14 protein-coding genes and 1 riboswitch are annotated in these 14,465 nt (G+C 59.2%); of the genes, 7 read left to right on the top strand and 7 right to left on the bottom strand.

Translation table 11 applies throughout. From position 1 onward, the window contains the following. Nucleotides 1–12: 12 nt before the first annotated feature. Nucleotides 13–237: riboswitch (cobalamin riboswitch) on the bottom strand. 161 nt (nt 238–398) lie between these two features. Both ACQ4OE_RS15705 and ACQ4OE_RS15700 read left to right on the top strand, forming a co-directional pair. After that, nucleotides 399–983, top strand: coding sequence for a hypothetical protein (locus ACQ4OE_RS15705; RefSeq protein WP_430947151.1), 585 nt, complete (start codon nt 399–401; stop codon nt 981–983). A gap of 66 nt (nt 984–1,049) precedes the next feature. After that, nucleotides 1,050–2,363, top strand: coding sequence for a PQQ-dependent sugar dehydrogenase (locus tag ACQ4OE_RS15700; protein WP_122593523.1), 1,314 nt, complete (start codon nt 1,050–1,052; stop codon nt 2,361–2,363). A gap of 73 nt (nt 2,364–2,436) precedes the next feature. Here the strand turns inward: ACQ4OE_RS15700 and ACQ4OE_RS15695 are convergent, their stop codons facing one another. The 5 genes from ACQ4OE_RS15695 to ACQ4OE_RS15675 all read right to left on the bottom strand — a co-directional run bounded on the left by ACQ4OE_RS15695 (nt 2,437) and on the right by ACQ4OE_RS15675 (nt 7,100). Next, complete coding sequence (locus tag ACQ4OE_RS15695) at nt 2,437–2,973, bottom strand: C40 family peptidase (protein WP_122593521.1); 537 nt, start codon at nt 2,971–2,973, stop codon at nt 2,437–2,439. 219 nt (nt 2,974–3,192) lie between these two features. Further along, nucleotides 3,193–3,810, bottom strand: a complete 618-nt coding sequence (locus tag ACQ4OE_RS15690; RefSeq protein WP_122593519.1) for a C40 family peptidase — start codon at nt 3,808–3,810, stop codon at nt 3,193–3,195. A gap of 214 nt (nt 3,811–4,024) precedes the next feature. Further along, nucleotides 4,025–4,729 (bottom strand): DnaA regulatory inactivator Hda, encoded by a 705-nt coding sequence (gene hda / locus ACQ4OE_RS15685; RefSeq protein WP_008082931.1) that lies wholly within the window; start codon nt 4,727–4,729, stop codon nt 4,025–4,027. A 204-nt stretch (nt 4,730–4,933) separates the two neighbouring features. After that, nucleotides 4,934–6,007: an AI-2E family transporter gene (locus ACQ4OE_RS15680; protein ID WP_122593517.1), complete on the bottom strand. Its 1,074-nt coding sequence runs from the start codon at nt 6,005–6,007 to the stop codon at nt 4,934–4,936. A gap of 34 nt (nt 6,008–6,041) precedes the next feature. Next, on the bottom strand, nt 6,042–7,100 hold the full coding sequence (locus tag ACQ4OE_RS15675; protein WP_430947150.1) for a DUF2066 domain-containing protein: 1,059 nt from the start codon (nt 7,098–7,100) through the stop codon (nt 6,042–6,044). A gap of 373 nt (nt 7,101–7,473) precedes the next feature. On the opposite strand from ACQ4OE_RS15675, the gene purM reads away from it, so the two are divergent. Genes purM through ACQ4OE_RS15660 form a run of 3 tightly spaced genes read left to right on the top strand, consistent with a single transcriptional unit; the run spans nt 7,474 to nt 9,904 of the window. After that, complete coding sequence (gene purM, locus ACQ4OE_RS15670; protein WP_201227377.1) at nt 7,474–8,532, top strand: phosphoribosylformylglycinamidine cyclo-ligase; 1,059 nt, start codon at nt 7,474–7,476, stop codon at nt 8,530–8,532. After that, nucleotides 8,532–9,182, top strand: a complete 651-nt coding sequence (gene purN / locus ACQ4OE_RS15665) for a phosphoribosylglycinamide formyltransferase (protein WP_430947149.1) — start codon at nt 8,532–8,534, stop codon at nt 9,180–9,182. The genes purM and purN overlap by 1 nt, the downstream gene beginning before the upstream one ends. A gap of 8 nt (nt 9,183–9,190) precedes the next feature. Continuing rightward, nucleotides 9,191–9,904 carry a DUF3108 domain-containing protein gene (locus ACQ4OE_RS15660; RefSeq protein ID WP_122593510.1) on the top strand — a complete coding sequence of 238 codons (714 nt, stop codon included), beginning with the start codon at nt 9,191–9,193 and terminating at the stop codon, nt 9,902–9,904. A 150-nt stretch (nt 9,905–10,054) separates the two neighbouring features. Here ACQ4OE_RS15660 and ACQ4OE_RS15655 read toward each other — a convergent pair whose 3' ends face one another. Together ACQ4OE_RS15655 and ACQ4OE_RS15650 are read right to left on the bottom strand one after the other, a co-directional pair. Continuing rightward, the gene (locus ACQ4OE_RS15655) at nt 10,055–11,680 is read right to left on the bottom strand and encodes a methyl-accepting chemotaxis protein (protein WP_430947148.1); all 1,626 of its coding nucleotides are present in this window, start codon (nt 11,678–11,680) and stop codon (nt 10,055–10,057) included. A 130-nt stretch (nt 11,681–11,810) separates the two neighbouring features. Then, a complete protein-coding gene (locus tag ACQ4OE_RS15650; RefSeq protein ID WP_430947147.1) occupies nt 11,811–12,866 on the bottom strand; it encodes an amidohydrolase family protein in 1,056 nt (351 codons plus the stop codon). Nucleotides 12,867–12,995: 129 nt separating this feature from the next. Between ACQ4OE_RS15650 and ACQ4OE_RS15645 the strand changes: the two genes are divergently transcribed. After that, nucleotides 12,996–13,412 carry an OsmC family protein gene (locus tag ACQ4OE_RS15645; protein WP_430947146.1) on the top strand — a complete coding sequence of 139 codons (417 nt, stop codon included), beginning with the start codon at nt 12,996–12,998 and terminating at the stop codon, nt 13,410–13,412. 61 nt (nt 13,413–13,473) lie between these two features. Next, the gene (locus tag ACQ4OE_RS15640) at nt 13,474–14,337 is read left to right on the top strand and encodes a pirin family protein (protein WP_430947145.1); all 864 of its coding nucleotides are present in this window, start codon (nt 13,474–13,476) and stop codon (nt 14,335–14,337) included. The last annotated feature ends 128 nt before the right edge of the window (nt 14,338–14,465 follow it).

Below are 14,465 nucleotides of genomic sequence, written 5' to 3'. Positions count from 1 at the left end.
CGCCCACCGTGATGCCGCTGGATGGATCAGGCCGGTCTCCGGGCTCATGAGCGGCGTCTGCCTGACTGCGCGCCTTCCCGCTTTAAGCAGTGGCATTCGACGCAGCTTTTACTCATTTACCGTTGCGGGGGCAGCGCCGGGATCGTGATCGTTCTTCGCTTGAAGACAAGCCTCACCGGCTTCCCTGTTTCACTCTGTCGACCGCAGCCACAGAGCACCTGAAACAAGCCGCGAAGGTTAGAGGGTTGGGGGTGGAGCGTCAATTAAAGAGGCGGCCAGCGGGCGAATAACTGCCGTCGATCAATTATCTGCCGCCAATCTTGTGCCATGCCGATACAAATGATATCAAAGAGCCATGCTTTTCCCGAAAAGCCACTACAACAATAAGGATGATGACGATGCAAGGCATGATCATCAGCAACCCGCGCCTGGAATTCCTGCGCCCGATGCTTGAACGCTGGTTTGACTGTATCGACCGCTACAACGCCGTGCGCGGCGACAGCGACACCCCTTACTGGCATGACGAGAAAGCCAATCTCGGATTGCTCTCGGCAGCCGCCTGGATGGCCGAGCTGGTCACCCTGAACGACACTGCCACGCGCAAACAGAATGAAGAAGGCGAGCGCAATGCCCGCGCGGATCTGTTCATCGCCGGCGCCGAAGATCGGGTGTATATCCAGGCCACACAGCGCTGGCCTCGGGTCAACAATCTCAACCTGACCCAAGCCCTCCTCGACATCACCAGCGATGCCAAACGCATCAGCTTCGCCAGCGACCTTAAGCTCGGCTGCCTGTTTGTCGCCCCGCAAAAAGCCCAACACAGCGCCAGCCCTGAAGAGCTGCAGGACATGGTTGATGACCTGCAAAAGGAACACACCTGCGCGGTTGCCTGGTATTTCCCCTACGCCTACCGAAAATTGCGCAGCGAAGCGGGCAACTATCACCCCGGCATTGCCGTGCTGTTCAAGGAAGCACGCGGCTAAGCAGTTGAACCATCGGGCTTGCGCCCTCCTCTATGATTAAGAATGCATTCATAGGGAAGATCAGCAATGCGCAAGCCCCAGCTCGTTTTTGTCATCGCCTTCGCCGGAGGACTTGCCGCCTGCGGTGAATCCTCCAGCCTGCAAGTCTCCGACGGCACCGGTCCGTCCCCGAAGTTGCCCGAACCAAACAAAACCCTGATCCCGACGGTGAACATCGCCCCGGCGGTCGGCTGGCCCGAGGGCGCCAAACCAACGGCAGCGGCCGGCACGCAAGTCGCCGCCTTCGCCGAAGGCCTCGACCATCCGCGCTGGCTCTACGTGCTGCCGAACGGTGACGTACTGGTGGCTGAAACCAACGCTCCGCCGAAACCCGACGACAGCAAAGGCATCAAGGGCTGGGTCATGAAGACCGTCATGGGCAAGGCCGGCGCCGGCGTGCCGAGCCCGAATCGCATCACCCTGCTGCGCGATGCCGACCACGATGGCGTGGCCGAAACCCGCACGGTATTTCTGCAAAACCTCAACTCGCCCTTCGGCATGACCCTGGTCGGCAATGATTTGTACGTCGCCGACACCGATCGACTGTTGCGCTTCCATTACGAGCCCGGCGCGACCGAGATCAAGACGCAGCCGATCAAGGTGACCGATCTGCCCGGCGGCACGCTGAACCATCACTGGACCAAAAACGTTATCGCCAGCAAGGACGGCAACAAGCTGTATGTGACTGTCGGCTCGAACAGCAACGTGGGCGAAAATGGTCTGGATAAAGAAGAAGGTCGCGCAGCGATTTGGGAAGTGGATCGGGCGACCGGCAATCACCGGATCTTCGCCTCAGGCATCCGCAACCCGAACGGCTTGGCGTGGGAGCCCACCAGCGGCGCGCTGTGGACAGCGGTCAACGAGCGTGACGAAATCGGCAGCGATCTGGTGCCGGACTACATCACCTCGGTCAAGGACGGTGGTTTCTATGGCTGGCCGTTCAGCTACTACGGCCAACATGTGGATGTGCGCGTCGAACCGCAAAATCTCGACCTGGTGGCCAAGGCCATCGCCCCGGATTACGCGGTCGGCCCGCACACCGCGTCGCTTGGTCTGACCTTCGCCGAAGGCAACACCTTGCCAGCGCAATTCAAGGAAGGCGCCTTCATCGGCCAGCACGGCTCGTGGAACCGCAAACCGCACAGTGGCTACAAAGTGATTTTCGTGCCGTTTACCGGCGGCAAACCGAGCGGTACACCGGTGGATGTACTGACCGGATTCCTCGACAAGGACGAGAACGCGCTGGGCCGCCCGGTAGGCGTGGTGATCGACCCCCAAGGTGGATTGCTGGTGGCGGATGATGTGGGCAATAAAGTGTGGCGAGTGTCGGCCACCAAATAACTTATTGCCTGGCACAAAACACTGTGGGAGCTAGTACAGCTAGCTCCCACAGTGGATTTCTGAGTAGTTTGAATTACGGGTTATGCGCCAGATGCTCTGGCTGCAATACGCGCTTGGCACTCAGGTAAGCCTTCTGCCAATACGCCTTCGACAGGCTGTCCAGCTTCACCGTGCCACCCGTGGCCGGCGCATGCACGAAGCGCCCTTCGCCGACGTAGATCCCCGCATGACTGACTTGCGAGCCGCCATTAGTGGCGAAGAAGATCAGGTCGCCGGTTTGCAAACCTTCCTTGCCGACATTCGGCGCCTGCATGACGATCATCTCGCGCGTTGATCGTGGCAGGGAGATCCCCGCCGCATCGCGGTAGACGAAACCGATCAGACCACTGCAATCGAATCCCGAGTCCGGCGTATTGCCGCCCCAGCGATAAGGCGTGCCCACCAACCCGAGCGCGCGGAACAGCACGTCTTCAGCAGCAGGCGAGAAGGATTGCGAAGGGCCGAACACGACCGGGGCGCGCACCACCGGCGCAGGCGGCGGAGTACGGCTGGCGCAGCCGCTGAGCAGCGCTGCGAAGAACATTATTGCGAGGCGGGCCGACATGGTCATAAGCAGAACATCCTGATCTGGCTGCGGCTTTCTCTGCCGAAAGGACAGAAACAAAACCGCCTGCGGAGCACGCAGGCGGTTTGCCATCAAACTAGTTTCAGGATTCTAGCGGCTATACGACAAACTTCAAGTAAGACTTTAACTTAACCTTGTAAAGTATAGGTCTACTCCGTTACCGAAAGCCTGATTGTCGCCGCGAACGCAGCGACATCGGGGGAATTACTTGCGAGCGGTGACCACAGTCGGAGCGTTTGCCAATGCGCGTTTCGCTTCGATGAAAGTCTTGCTCCAGTAGCTGTCACCCAGGCTGTCGATGCGAACACCGCCGCTGCGACGACTGCTGGAGTGAATGAACTGGTTGTCACCCAGGTAGATCCCGGCGTGGCTGACACGACCGCGACGACCGTTGGTAGCGAAGAACAGCAGATCGCCCGGCTCGAGGTTACCGCGCGAAACCAGCGGCGCATCGACGTTGATCATTTCGCGCGTCGAGCGTGGCAGGTTCATGCCGGCTTCTTCGCGGAAAAGATAACCGATGAAACCGCTGCAATCGAAACCGGCTTCAGAGGTACCGCCAAAACGGTAACGGGTACCGATAAGAGACATGCCGCGTTCGAGGATGCTGTCGGCCAGAACAGGAAGCTGATAAGGCTTCTTGCCGTTGAATTCGTTGAGTTCTTTTTCGGTGTCCAGCTCTTCCTGATAAATAACGGAAGACTGGGCAGTAGCAGAATTTTTAACCTGTTGAGACTGCTCTTGAACTGGAGAATGAGCAGCGCAACCAAACAACAGGGTAACAAATGCGAGAGGCACGAGGGGTGCGAAGCGCTTTAGCATGGGCACGACCGTGGTTGATAGTTGTAAAGAAGGCGAGACTATGCCCGCTATCAGCCTCATTTGCAAATTCAATCGATCTTTTTGTGACTTCTCGGTTTCTCGTTTACATCTAAGCGCTTAAGCCCATTTGAGTCGAGACGCGGCCTGCGCAACGTGCAGGAAAGCGGATTTTCTGGCGCCTGAAATATGCCGAAAAGCTCTGAAAGCCCCGCCGTTACCAGCCCAGCGTTTCCTTCAGGAAGGGAATGGTCAGCTTGCGTTGCGCTTGCAAAGAGGCCTGATCGAGCTGCTCAAGCAGATCAAACAGCGCGCTCATGCTGCGGGTGCCACGGGTCAAAATAAAGTGCCCGACTTCATCGGTCAGGTGCAGACCACGACGTGACGCGCGCAATTGCAAGGCACGCAGTTTGTCTTCATCGGAAAGTGGGCGCATCTGGAAAATCAGCGCCATGGTCAGGCGGGATTTCAAGTCGGCCAGTTTGACCGGCAGTTCACGCGGAGAAGTGGACGCGGCGATCAGCAGACGCCGACCGCTGTCACGCAGACGGTTGAACAGATGAAACATTGCCTCTTCCCAGTCAGCCTTGCCGGCAATCACCTGCAAATCATCCAGGCAAACCAGTTCGTACTGCTCAAGGTTGTCGAGGATTTCAACACCGCGATCCATCAACTCGGCCAGCGGCAGATACACCGCCGGTTCGCCCATCTGTTCGAAGCGCAAGCAGGCTGCCTGCAACAGATGCGTGCGCCCTACGCCGTGCTTGCCCCACAGATAGATCAGACTTTCTGTCCAGCCGGCGTCGGCTTCGCATAGACGCTCGACATAGCCGAGTGCAGCGGCATTGGCGCCTGGGTAGTAGTTGATGAAGGTGGCGTCGTCACGCAGACGCACACCTAGGGGCAGCTGAATCGGTTTCATGCTGACTGAACAGTTCTCAAGGAACCGTTAGTGGCCTCTGTGTAAAGTTTGCGAAGTTTATACCCGTGAAGCTGAGCGCACAATGCGACAGAGTCCAAGCAAAATCAAAGGTTTGCGTTAACGTACTGGTTTTATGACAGTTTCTTTGGCGCCAGCACCTGCAGGACACGGGCCAACCCGGCTCCCGCCGGGCTGCCCAGCCGATTACAACTCAGGCTCGTCCGCACCACTATAAATCTCGGAATCCTTGTACAAGTCGTGGACATGGCGCACCAACACCATGATCACTGCGGCCACTGGCAACGCCAGCAAGACACCGGTAAACCCGAACAGCTCGCCGCCGGCCAGAATCGCAAAAATCACGGCCACCGGATGCAGACCGATCCGGTCGCCCACCAGCAATGGCGTGAGCACCATGCCTTCCAGCGCCTGACCGACCATGAATACCGCAACAATCCCAGCCATTGGATAAAGATCGCCACCGAACTGGAACAGCCCGGCAATCAGCGCCGCGCCAATCCCGATCACGAAGCCCATGTACGGCACGATCGCCGCCAGACCCGCGATCAGGCCGATCAACAGACCCAGCTCGAGGCCGACGATCATCAAGCCCGCGGCATAGATCACTCCGAGTGCGACCATCACCAGCAACTGACCGCGAACAAATGCGCCCAGCACCTCATGACATTCGCCGGCCAGCGATACGATGGTTGCCTCACGATCACGCGGCAGCAGGCTGCGGATCTTGGCCATCATCACGTCCCAGTCGCGCAGCAAGTAGAAACTCACGACCGGGATCAGCACCAGATTCGCCAGCCAGCCGATCAGCGCCAGACTCGAAGCCGTCGCCTGACTCAACACCACACTGACGATATCAGTGGTCTGGCCCATGTGTTCGCTGATGGCCGCTTTGACCTTATCGAACTTCCAGAACCCCTCAGAAAGGCCCAGTTTCGCCTGCGCCCACGGCAGTGCTGTGTGCTGCAGCCAGTCGAGCATCTGCGGCGCCAGTTCGTACAAACGCAGCAGTTGCTTGGCGAGCATCGGCACCAGCACCAACAACAGCGCAGTGACAATCAAGGTGAACAAGGCAAACACCGCGATCACGCCCCAGGTTCGCGACAGCCCGAGTTTTTCCAGACGATCCACCAGCGGATCGAACAGATACGCCAACAACAATGCCACCAGGAACGGCGTGAGGATCGGGTGCAGCAACCAGACAAATGCGCAAAGCAGGACAACCCCACCGAGCCAGAACCAACGCCGCGTATCGGCCATTTACCACTCCTACTGCTTCTATATAAGGAAAGACTTACCAGCGAAATCGCAACGACGGTGCTACGGGTGTCGGTGCGGGAGCCGGGACCGGTGCAGCACCTGCCACCGCAGGTTGTGGCGCTGCGGCCGGAGCCGGGGCCTCGGCGGGCAGTTCCTGCAACTTGGCCAGCGACAACTGCGCACGCATTTGATCGGCACTGCCGTTGACCCGATAGACGATGCGATCGCCGTCAACACTTTGCAGACGCACGCCAAACGGTTCGAGTAACCGCAACAGCGCGGCGTAATGCTCAAGATTCATGCCCTGCACTTCCAGGGTCTGCTGACCCGAAGCGCCGGGCTTGGCGACAAAACGCGGCGCCAGTCGCTCAGCCACCGCCAGCATGACTGCGTCTGCGACAGCGGCCTGATCGGCGCCCTGCACACTGCCCGCTTCTTTTTGATCGCCGAGCCACAAATGCCATTTGGCTTGCCACTGCCCGCCTTCTTCACGGGCATGCACTGCCAGCAAGGCATCAGCGTTGTAGCGTTCGGAAGCGCCGCGCAACGGTGCCGGGTCGGTGCCTTCCAGCGCTGGTGCGGTGGCAACCAGTTGCTCGCTCAGATCCGCCAGCGGCAAACGCAGAGGCAAACCACGATGTTGCGCCGCTCGACGCAACGGCGCAGCAGCGGCCTGACCGTCGCCGACCAGACTCGACCCTTCCGCCGAATCGTTCAGCCACCAGCTCAGGATCGACGGACGACTCGCCCCCCACAACGCCAACCCGGCACGACGCAGCGCCTGCTCGGTAGTCGACGGGTCGAAATCGACCTTCAACACTTCCGGCGGCCCGGCATCAAAACCGAACTGGCTGATGATCTGCTGCGGATCCTTGCGAATCGCCGCCAGCCCCGGGTTTTGCGCAGCCTTTGGATCGCCGGTCAGGCGCAACACCAACGTGTCGAGCGCCGCTTGCGTGGCGCGATCACGCTCTTCCGGTGCCTGGCCGTTGACCGGTTCGCGCACTTGATAGAGGCCTTTAAGGTTTTCGGCATGACTCGCCAGGCTGACCAGCGACAAGCAACCCACAAACAACAATTTACAAAAACGCATGGAAAATTCCCGTCGACAGAAGCGGCTGGAACAGGCCGCGTGAACCGGTTGAGCAAGGCTGTGACAATCTGCCAGCACCAAACATTCACCCGGCGGCGATAAGTTTTTGCACATTGATAACGATAGACGGTTAATGGCCACACCTTATACAGGCACCCACAGGCCTTAATTGCAAAAAATTTCCCGAGATATGGCCCTGCCCGTCGGTGCGAGGATGGCCGCTGCCCCTCAAGCCTGATAAAATCGCGCGCCTTCGCAGACCGGCAACAGCCGGGCCCCTCGAAACGCGCGTGAGGCCATCGCCCTCTCGATTTCGAAATGCCCGCTGAACTCGGTCGTTACCCCTGAATCCCCTCCCCTAAAGGCCTGGATCATGAGCAAGCAACCCTCCCTGAGCTACAAGGACGCCGGTGTAGACATCGACGCCGGTGAAGCATTGGTCGAACGCATCAAGAGCGTCGCCAAGCGCACTGCGCGCCCGGAAGTCATGGGCGGCCTGGGCGGTTTCGGCGCCCTCTGCGAAATCCCGGCCGGCTACAAGCAGCCAGTGCTGGTTTCCGGCACCGACGGCGTCGGCACCAAGCTGCGCCTGGCACTGAACCTGAACAAGCACGACAGCATCGGCATCGACCTGGTTGCCATGTGCGTCAACGACCTGGTGGTTTGCGGCGCTGAGCCACTGTTCTTCCTCGACTACTACGCCACCGGCAAACTCAATGTCGAGACCGCGACCCAGGTCGTGACCGGCATCGGCGCGGGCTGCGAACTGTCCGGTTGCTCGCTGGTGGGCGGCGAAACCGCTGAAATGCCAGGCATGTACGAAGGCGAAGACTACGACCTGGCCGGTTTCTGCGTCGGCGTCGTGGAAAAATCGGAAATCATCGACGGCTCGAAAGTCGCCACCGGTGACGCGCTGATCGCGCTGCCATCGTCCGGCCCGCACTCCAACGGCTACTCGCTGATCCGCAAGATCATCGAAGTGTCCGGTGCCGACATCGAAAACATCCAGCTCGACGGCAAACCGCTGACCGACCTGCTGATGGCCCCGACCCGCATCTACGTGAAGCCGCTGCTCAAGCTGATCAAAGACACCGGCGCCGTCAAAGCCATGGCCCACATCACCGGTGGCGGCCTGCTCGACAACATCCCGCGCGTTCTGCCAAAAGGCGCTCAGGCTGTAGTTGACGTTGCTAGCTGGACTCGCCCGGCCGTGTTCGACTGGCTGCAAGAGCAAGGCAACGTTGACGAAACCGAGATGCACCGCGTGCTCAACTGCGGCGTTGGCATGGTGATCTGCGTGGCTCAGGAACACGTTGAAGTGGCCCTGAACACCCTGCGTGACGCTGGCGAGCAGCCTTGGGTCATCGGTCAGATCGCTGCCGCTGCCGAAGGCGCCGCTCAGGTTGATCTGCAGAACCTTAAGGCTCATTAATGTCCGCAACCTGTGATGTCGTGGTGCTGTTGTCCGGCACCGGCAGTAACTTGCAGGCTCTGATCGACAGCACGCGGACCGGCGACAGCCCGGTCCGCATCGCTGCGGTGATTTCCAACCGCGCCGACGCCTACGGCCTGCAACGCGCCAGTGACGCGGGTATCGCCACCCGCTCGCTGGATCACAAGGCATTTGAAGGCCGCGAGGCCTTCGATGCTGCTCTGATCGAACTGATCGACGAATTCCAACCCAAACTCGTGGTACTCGCCGGCTTCATGCGCATTCTCAGCGCTGACTTCGTTCGCCATTACCAGGGTCGCCTGCTCAACATCCACCCGTCGCTGCTGCCCAAATACAAAGGGTTACACACTCATCAGCGCGCGCTGGAGGCCGGCGACACTGAGCACGGCTGCTCCGTGCACTTCGTCACCGAGGAACTCGATGGCGGACCACTGGTCGTACAGGCAGTATTACCGGTAGAGTTGCACGACACGCCGCAGAGTCTGGCGCAGCGAGTCCACGTTCAGGAACACCGGATCTACCCGATGGCGGTACGCTGGTTTGCCGAAGGCAGATTGGCACTCGGGGAACACGGTGCTTCACTGGATGGCCAGTTACTCGCCGCCAGCGGCCACTTGATTCGAAACTAGGAGATTTTATGCGTCGCGCCCTGCTCTTCGCTTGCGCTCTGCTCGCCCTGCCTTTCGCGCAGGCAGCGGACCTTCAACCGTTCTCCGCCAGCTACACCGCCGACTGGAAACAGCTGCCCATGAGCGGCACCGCCGAACGCAGCCTGACCAAGGAAGCCAACGGCGTCTGGAAGCTCAGCTTCAAGGCTTCGATGATGATCGCCAGCCTCAATGAAGAAAGCACCCTGACCCTGGACAAGGACACCCTGCTGCCGCAGTCGTACCACTTCGAACGTGGCGGTCTGGGCAAAGCGAAAAAGGCTGATCTGGATTTCGACTGGAACAGCAAGATGGTCACCGGCACCGACCGTGGCGACGCGGTGAAAATCCCGCTGAACCGTGGCATGGTCGACAAGTCCACCTACCAACTGGCGTTGCAGCATGACGTTGCTGCCGGCAAGAAGACCATGAGCTATCAAGTGGTCGATGACGGCGAAGTCGATACCTATGACTTCCGCGTGCTGGGCTCGGAAAAAGTCGAGACCAAAGCTGGCAAGATCGATGCAATCAAGGTCGAGCGCGTGCGCGACCCGACGCAAAGCAAGCGCATCACCGTGCTGTGGTTCGCCAAGGATTGGGATTACCTGCTGGTCCGCCTGCAACAGGTTGAAACCGACGGCAAGGAGTACAACATCATGCTCCAGGACGGCACGGTCAACGGCAAAACCGTTAAAGGCAGCTGATCCACCGCCACATCAAAGAGCCCCGCGAAATGCGGGGTTTTTTTGTGTCTGCAATTTGCGCCCCTGTAGCTGCGGCACGCTGCGATCTTTTGATCCTGATCTCTAAAGATCGCAGCCTCGTCTCACTCGACGGCTCCTACAGGGATAATTTCAGACGGAGAATTTGGCCACCATACTGTTCAAACCCACCGCCAACCGCGACAACTCCTGACTCGCCGCACTCGTCTGATTCGCCCCCGCCGACGTCTGCATCGCCAGATCGCGGATGTTCATCAAATTACGATCCACCTCACGCGCCACCGCCGCCTGCTCCTCCGAAGCACTGGCAATCACCAGGTTGCGCTCGTTGATCAAAGTAAACGCCGAGGCAATTTCCTCCAACGCCACACCCGCCGCCTTAGCCAACTCCAAAGTCGAACGCGCGCGCACATTGCTCTGCTGCATCGAACTCACCGCCGAGTCGGTGCCCTGCTGAATCCCGCCGATCATCTGCTCGATCTCTTGCGTCGATTGTTGCGTGCGATGCGCCAAGGCCCGCACCTCATCCGCAACCACCGCAAAGCCACGCCCGGCATCACCGGCGCGCGCGGCTTCAATCGCAGCGTTCAGCGCCAGTAGATTGGTCTGCTCAGCGATCGAGCGGATGACGTCCAACACTTTGCTGATGCCGTGAACCTTCTGCGCCAGATCTTCCACTTGGGTGGCATTGGACGTGACATCCGCGGCGAGGAATTCGATTGATGTCACCGTCTGTTGAACCTGCTCACGCCCATGCTGGGCGATGCGATCCGACTCCCGCGAAGCTTCGGACGTCGCCACCGCGTTACTCGCCACCTCTTCAACGGCAGCGGTCATCTGATTCACCGCCGTGGCTGCTTGCTCGATCTCCAGACTCTGCTGATGCAGCCCGCGCGTCGCGTCCTCCGTGACACAACTGAGTTCTTCGGAGGCAGACGCCAATTGGCTGGACGACTCGGAAATCTGTCGGATGGTGTCGCGCAGGTTGTGCTGCATGCTCTTGAGCGCTTGCAGCAGCCGCGCCGGCTCGTCTTTGCCAGAGATGTTGATATCGCCGGTCAGATCGCCACCGGCCACCACCTCAGCCACGCCCAGCGATTGCGCCAGCGGCTGCACGATGCTGCGCGTGAGCAACAGCGCCAGGCCAATGGTGATCAGCGCGGTAATGCCGATCATCACCCCGACCCACACCCGCGAATTGATAAACACCAGCCGCGCCGCTTCGGTGGCGAGATTGGCGTTGTGTTTATTCATCTCAACCAGTTCGCGCAGGATAACGGCGATTTCATCGGCCAACGGACTCATCTGGCCATTGAGAATGGTCGCGGCCTCCTCCACCCGACTCTGCGCCGACAGCTGCATGACCTGCGCCTGCAACTCCAGATACTGGTGCTCGGCCACCTTGAAGCGGTCGAACAGCTTGCGCTCTTCCGGCAGCACGATCAGCACGTCATAACGCTGCTGCGCTTCACTGAGCACACCGCGCAATTCATTGAGCTTGGCAACGTTCTGATCAAGCACCTGCGGATCGCGATTGAGCAACAAGCGCATGGTCAACGCCCGCAGGCGCAGCATGTCCTGGCTCATCTCACCCACCGCCATCACGCTCGGCAGCCAGTTGTTGTCGACCTCCTCGGACTGCGTACGCATGTTCGACATTTGCCGCAAAGCGAACGCCCCGAGGGCAAACACCATCAACGCCAGCAGGCCAAAACCGAGGCCGGCGCGCGGGGCAATATTGAGACTCCGAATACTCATTGCGCTGGTTCCTTCCAAAAGCGCTGCATCAACCCTGCAGCTGGTTGCTTTAGAAGGTATCGGCCCGGCACAAACTTGCGTAAGACGAAAAGGCGATATCAAAAGGTCCTGATACTTCGAACCGTCGGCGTTAACGATTCAGCAGGGTTTTCTCGGACTTGAGCTCCGTTCGCGGCAAGATCGCTAGAAAGTTATCCCGCGCGACTTTACGCGCAACGTCCTCTGGCAATGCATCGAGGAAAGGTTTGAAGCTGTGCATTTCCTGACCGAGTTTGTTGAAACGTCCCACAACGTCGGAACCAATCATGAAGCGCTCCGGGTATCTCTCGACCAGCGCCAGCCATTCCCGGCGCGGCTTGCCCTGCTCATCCACCAGATATGGGGTGAGCATGCTCCACGACAGGTCGATGAACAGATTCGGATAGGCCTCGAGCATGCGAGTCAGGGTTGGCAGCAGGAATTCCAGTTTCGTCTGATGCCGATGGATTTCCGCGCTGGTGCCGGCGTGCGCCCAGATGAAGCGTGTGTGCGGATGATTGCGCAGCGGCTCCTCGACTTCCTGCAGATACAGCGGATTTTTCTCACGCTTGGAGGTGATGTTGGAGTGGAGCATCACCGGCAGATCGTTCTCGGCTGCCAGGTGATAGATCTTGGTCATCGCTTCGTTATTGGCGCGCGGCGTGTCACCGGAGGTCAGCGCCGTGAGATCGTCATGCCGGGTAAACACCTCGCCGATGCCCTGCCACAACCCCGGATACAGATCGAGCATGCGCTGAATGTGTGCGGCGGAGTTCTTGTCGTTCGGGTTGAAGCCCGAGAGAAACGGATGAAAGTACGGTCGCTTATCGGCTGGCAGTTTCTGCACCGCATCGGCAACGATCACATCGGTCGCGCTGTACCAGTAAGCATCGGCATCATCCCCGGCATAATAGCGAGGACGCTTGGGTTCGTCCTCGTGCCATTTCTTCGCCACCGGAATCCCGGAAATCATCACATGCTCGATGGAATTGTCCTGCATGGCCGTCAGCAATTTCGCCATCCCTGCAGTCTCCTGGAAAAAATCCACGTAATGCAGGTGCGCATCGCTGTAGGTGTATTCGCGGGCGCTGACGTTGCCGGCGAATACCAAGAGACAGGCAAGACTCAAACGATACAGGGACACAAGTAATCTCCGGCAAGTAGGCATAGCCTAGACCGCGCCCCGATAACAAGGGTTCATCCCCGCAGGAAAGTGGAACGCGTTCCGGTGGGAATGCTCTATAACTGCAAGGTCTTGTTTGACTGAACGACTTTTCCTACTGCCAGTGAGGTTCCCATGACTGTTACCGTCAATACCGTCTCCGCTGAAGGTTTTCGTCACACCGTACAGATTGATGACCACGAGCTGTTTACCGACGTGCCGAAATCGGCCGGCGGCGACGGCTCGGCCCCTGAGCCGCACGACTACTTCGATGCAGCCCTCGGCGCCTGCAAGGCGCTGACCCTGAAGATGTACGCGAAAAAGAAAGACATCCCGCTGACCGGCGTCGGTGTCGACGTCAAACGTGACAACAGCGAAGAGCAGAAAGGCAAATACGTCCTGCACGTCACCCTTACCCTCAAAGGCGTGCTCACTGACGCTCAGCGCGAGGAACTGCTGCGCGTCGCCGACCGCTGCCCGATTCACAAACTGATGACCACGACTGACGTGACCATCGAAACCCATGCACCGCAGGGCTTCGATAGCCAGTAACCCTCCTTATGCCAGCGGCGGGTTATGCTTCTGGCATCACCCGCTCAGCCTGGAATGCACCATGGACACGCAACCTCTGATCATCCGCCCGCGCGCCGAAGACGTCGAAGGCCAGCCGATTCTGCGCCCTTTGCCGTCAGCCAAATGTCGCAACGTCGGGCCTTTCGTGTTTTTTGATCACATGCTCGAGACGGTTTATCCGACAGGCAAAGGCATGAATATCCGACAGCATCCGCACATTGGTCTGTCGACGCTCACCTACCTTTTTGAAGGACAACTCCTGCACAAAGACAGCCTCGGCTCCGATCAAGTGGTCGGCCCCGGTGATGTCAGCTGGATGACCGCCGGTAGCGCCATCGCCCACGTCGAGCGCACGCCTGAGCCCTTGTGGGATCAGAGCTTCACGATGCACGGCTTGCAGATATGGCTAGCCTCGCCCAAGGATCATGAGCAGGGTCCGGGGCATTACAGCCATCACCCGGCGGCAACCTTGCCGGTCAGCGATAACCTCGGCGTAGAGATTCGGATGATTGCCGGGTCAGGCTTTTGCCTGGAATCACCGGTACCGGTGCTTTCTCCTACGTTGTATGCGCAAGTGAAGATGCAGACGGCGACCACGTTGCTGATTCCGACCGAGCATGAAGAACGGGCGGTTTATGTGTTGAGTGGTGATGCGCAGCTGAATGGCGAAACGATTGAGCCGCATGCGCTGGTGGTTTTACCGGCAGGGCAAGCGATGAGTCTGTTTGCCGAGAGTGATGTTCACGCCGTGGTGTTTGGCGGCGCGCCACTGGACGGGCCTCGGCGGATCAACTGGAATTTTGTCGCGAGCGATCCGGCGGCGATCGATGAGGCACGGCGCAAATGGGCGGCTGGGGATTGGCCGACGGTGCCAGGGGAAGTTGAGCGGATTGAATTGCCCTGAGATTTTATTGCCTGAAAAGTTGCCATCGCGAGCAGGCTCACTCTTACAAGGGAACGCATTCCAAATGTAGGAGTGAGCCTGCTCGCGATGAGGCCAGGTCAGGCACCACCGAACGGATGCCTGACACC

It is taken from the genome of Pseudomonas sp. WC2 (assembly GCF_050586545.1).
Taxonomy (GTDB): Bacteria; Pseudomonadota; Gammaproteobacteria; order Pseudomonadales; family Pseudomonadaceae; genus Aquipseudomonas.
Note: the sequence above shows the minus strand (reverse complement) of the source record. Positions and strands in the feature narration are given on the sequence as shown.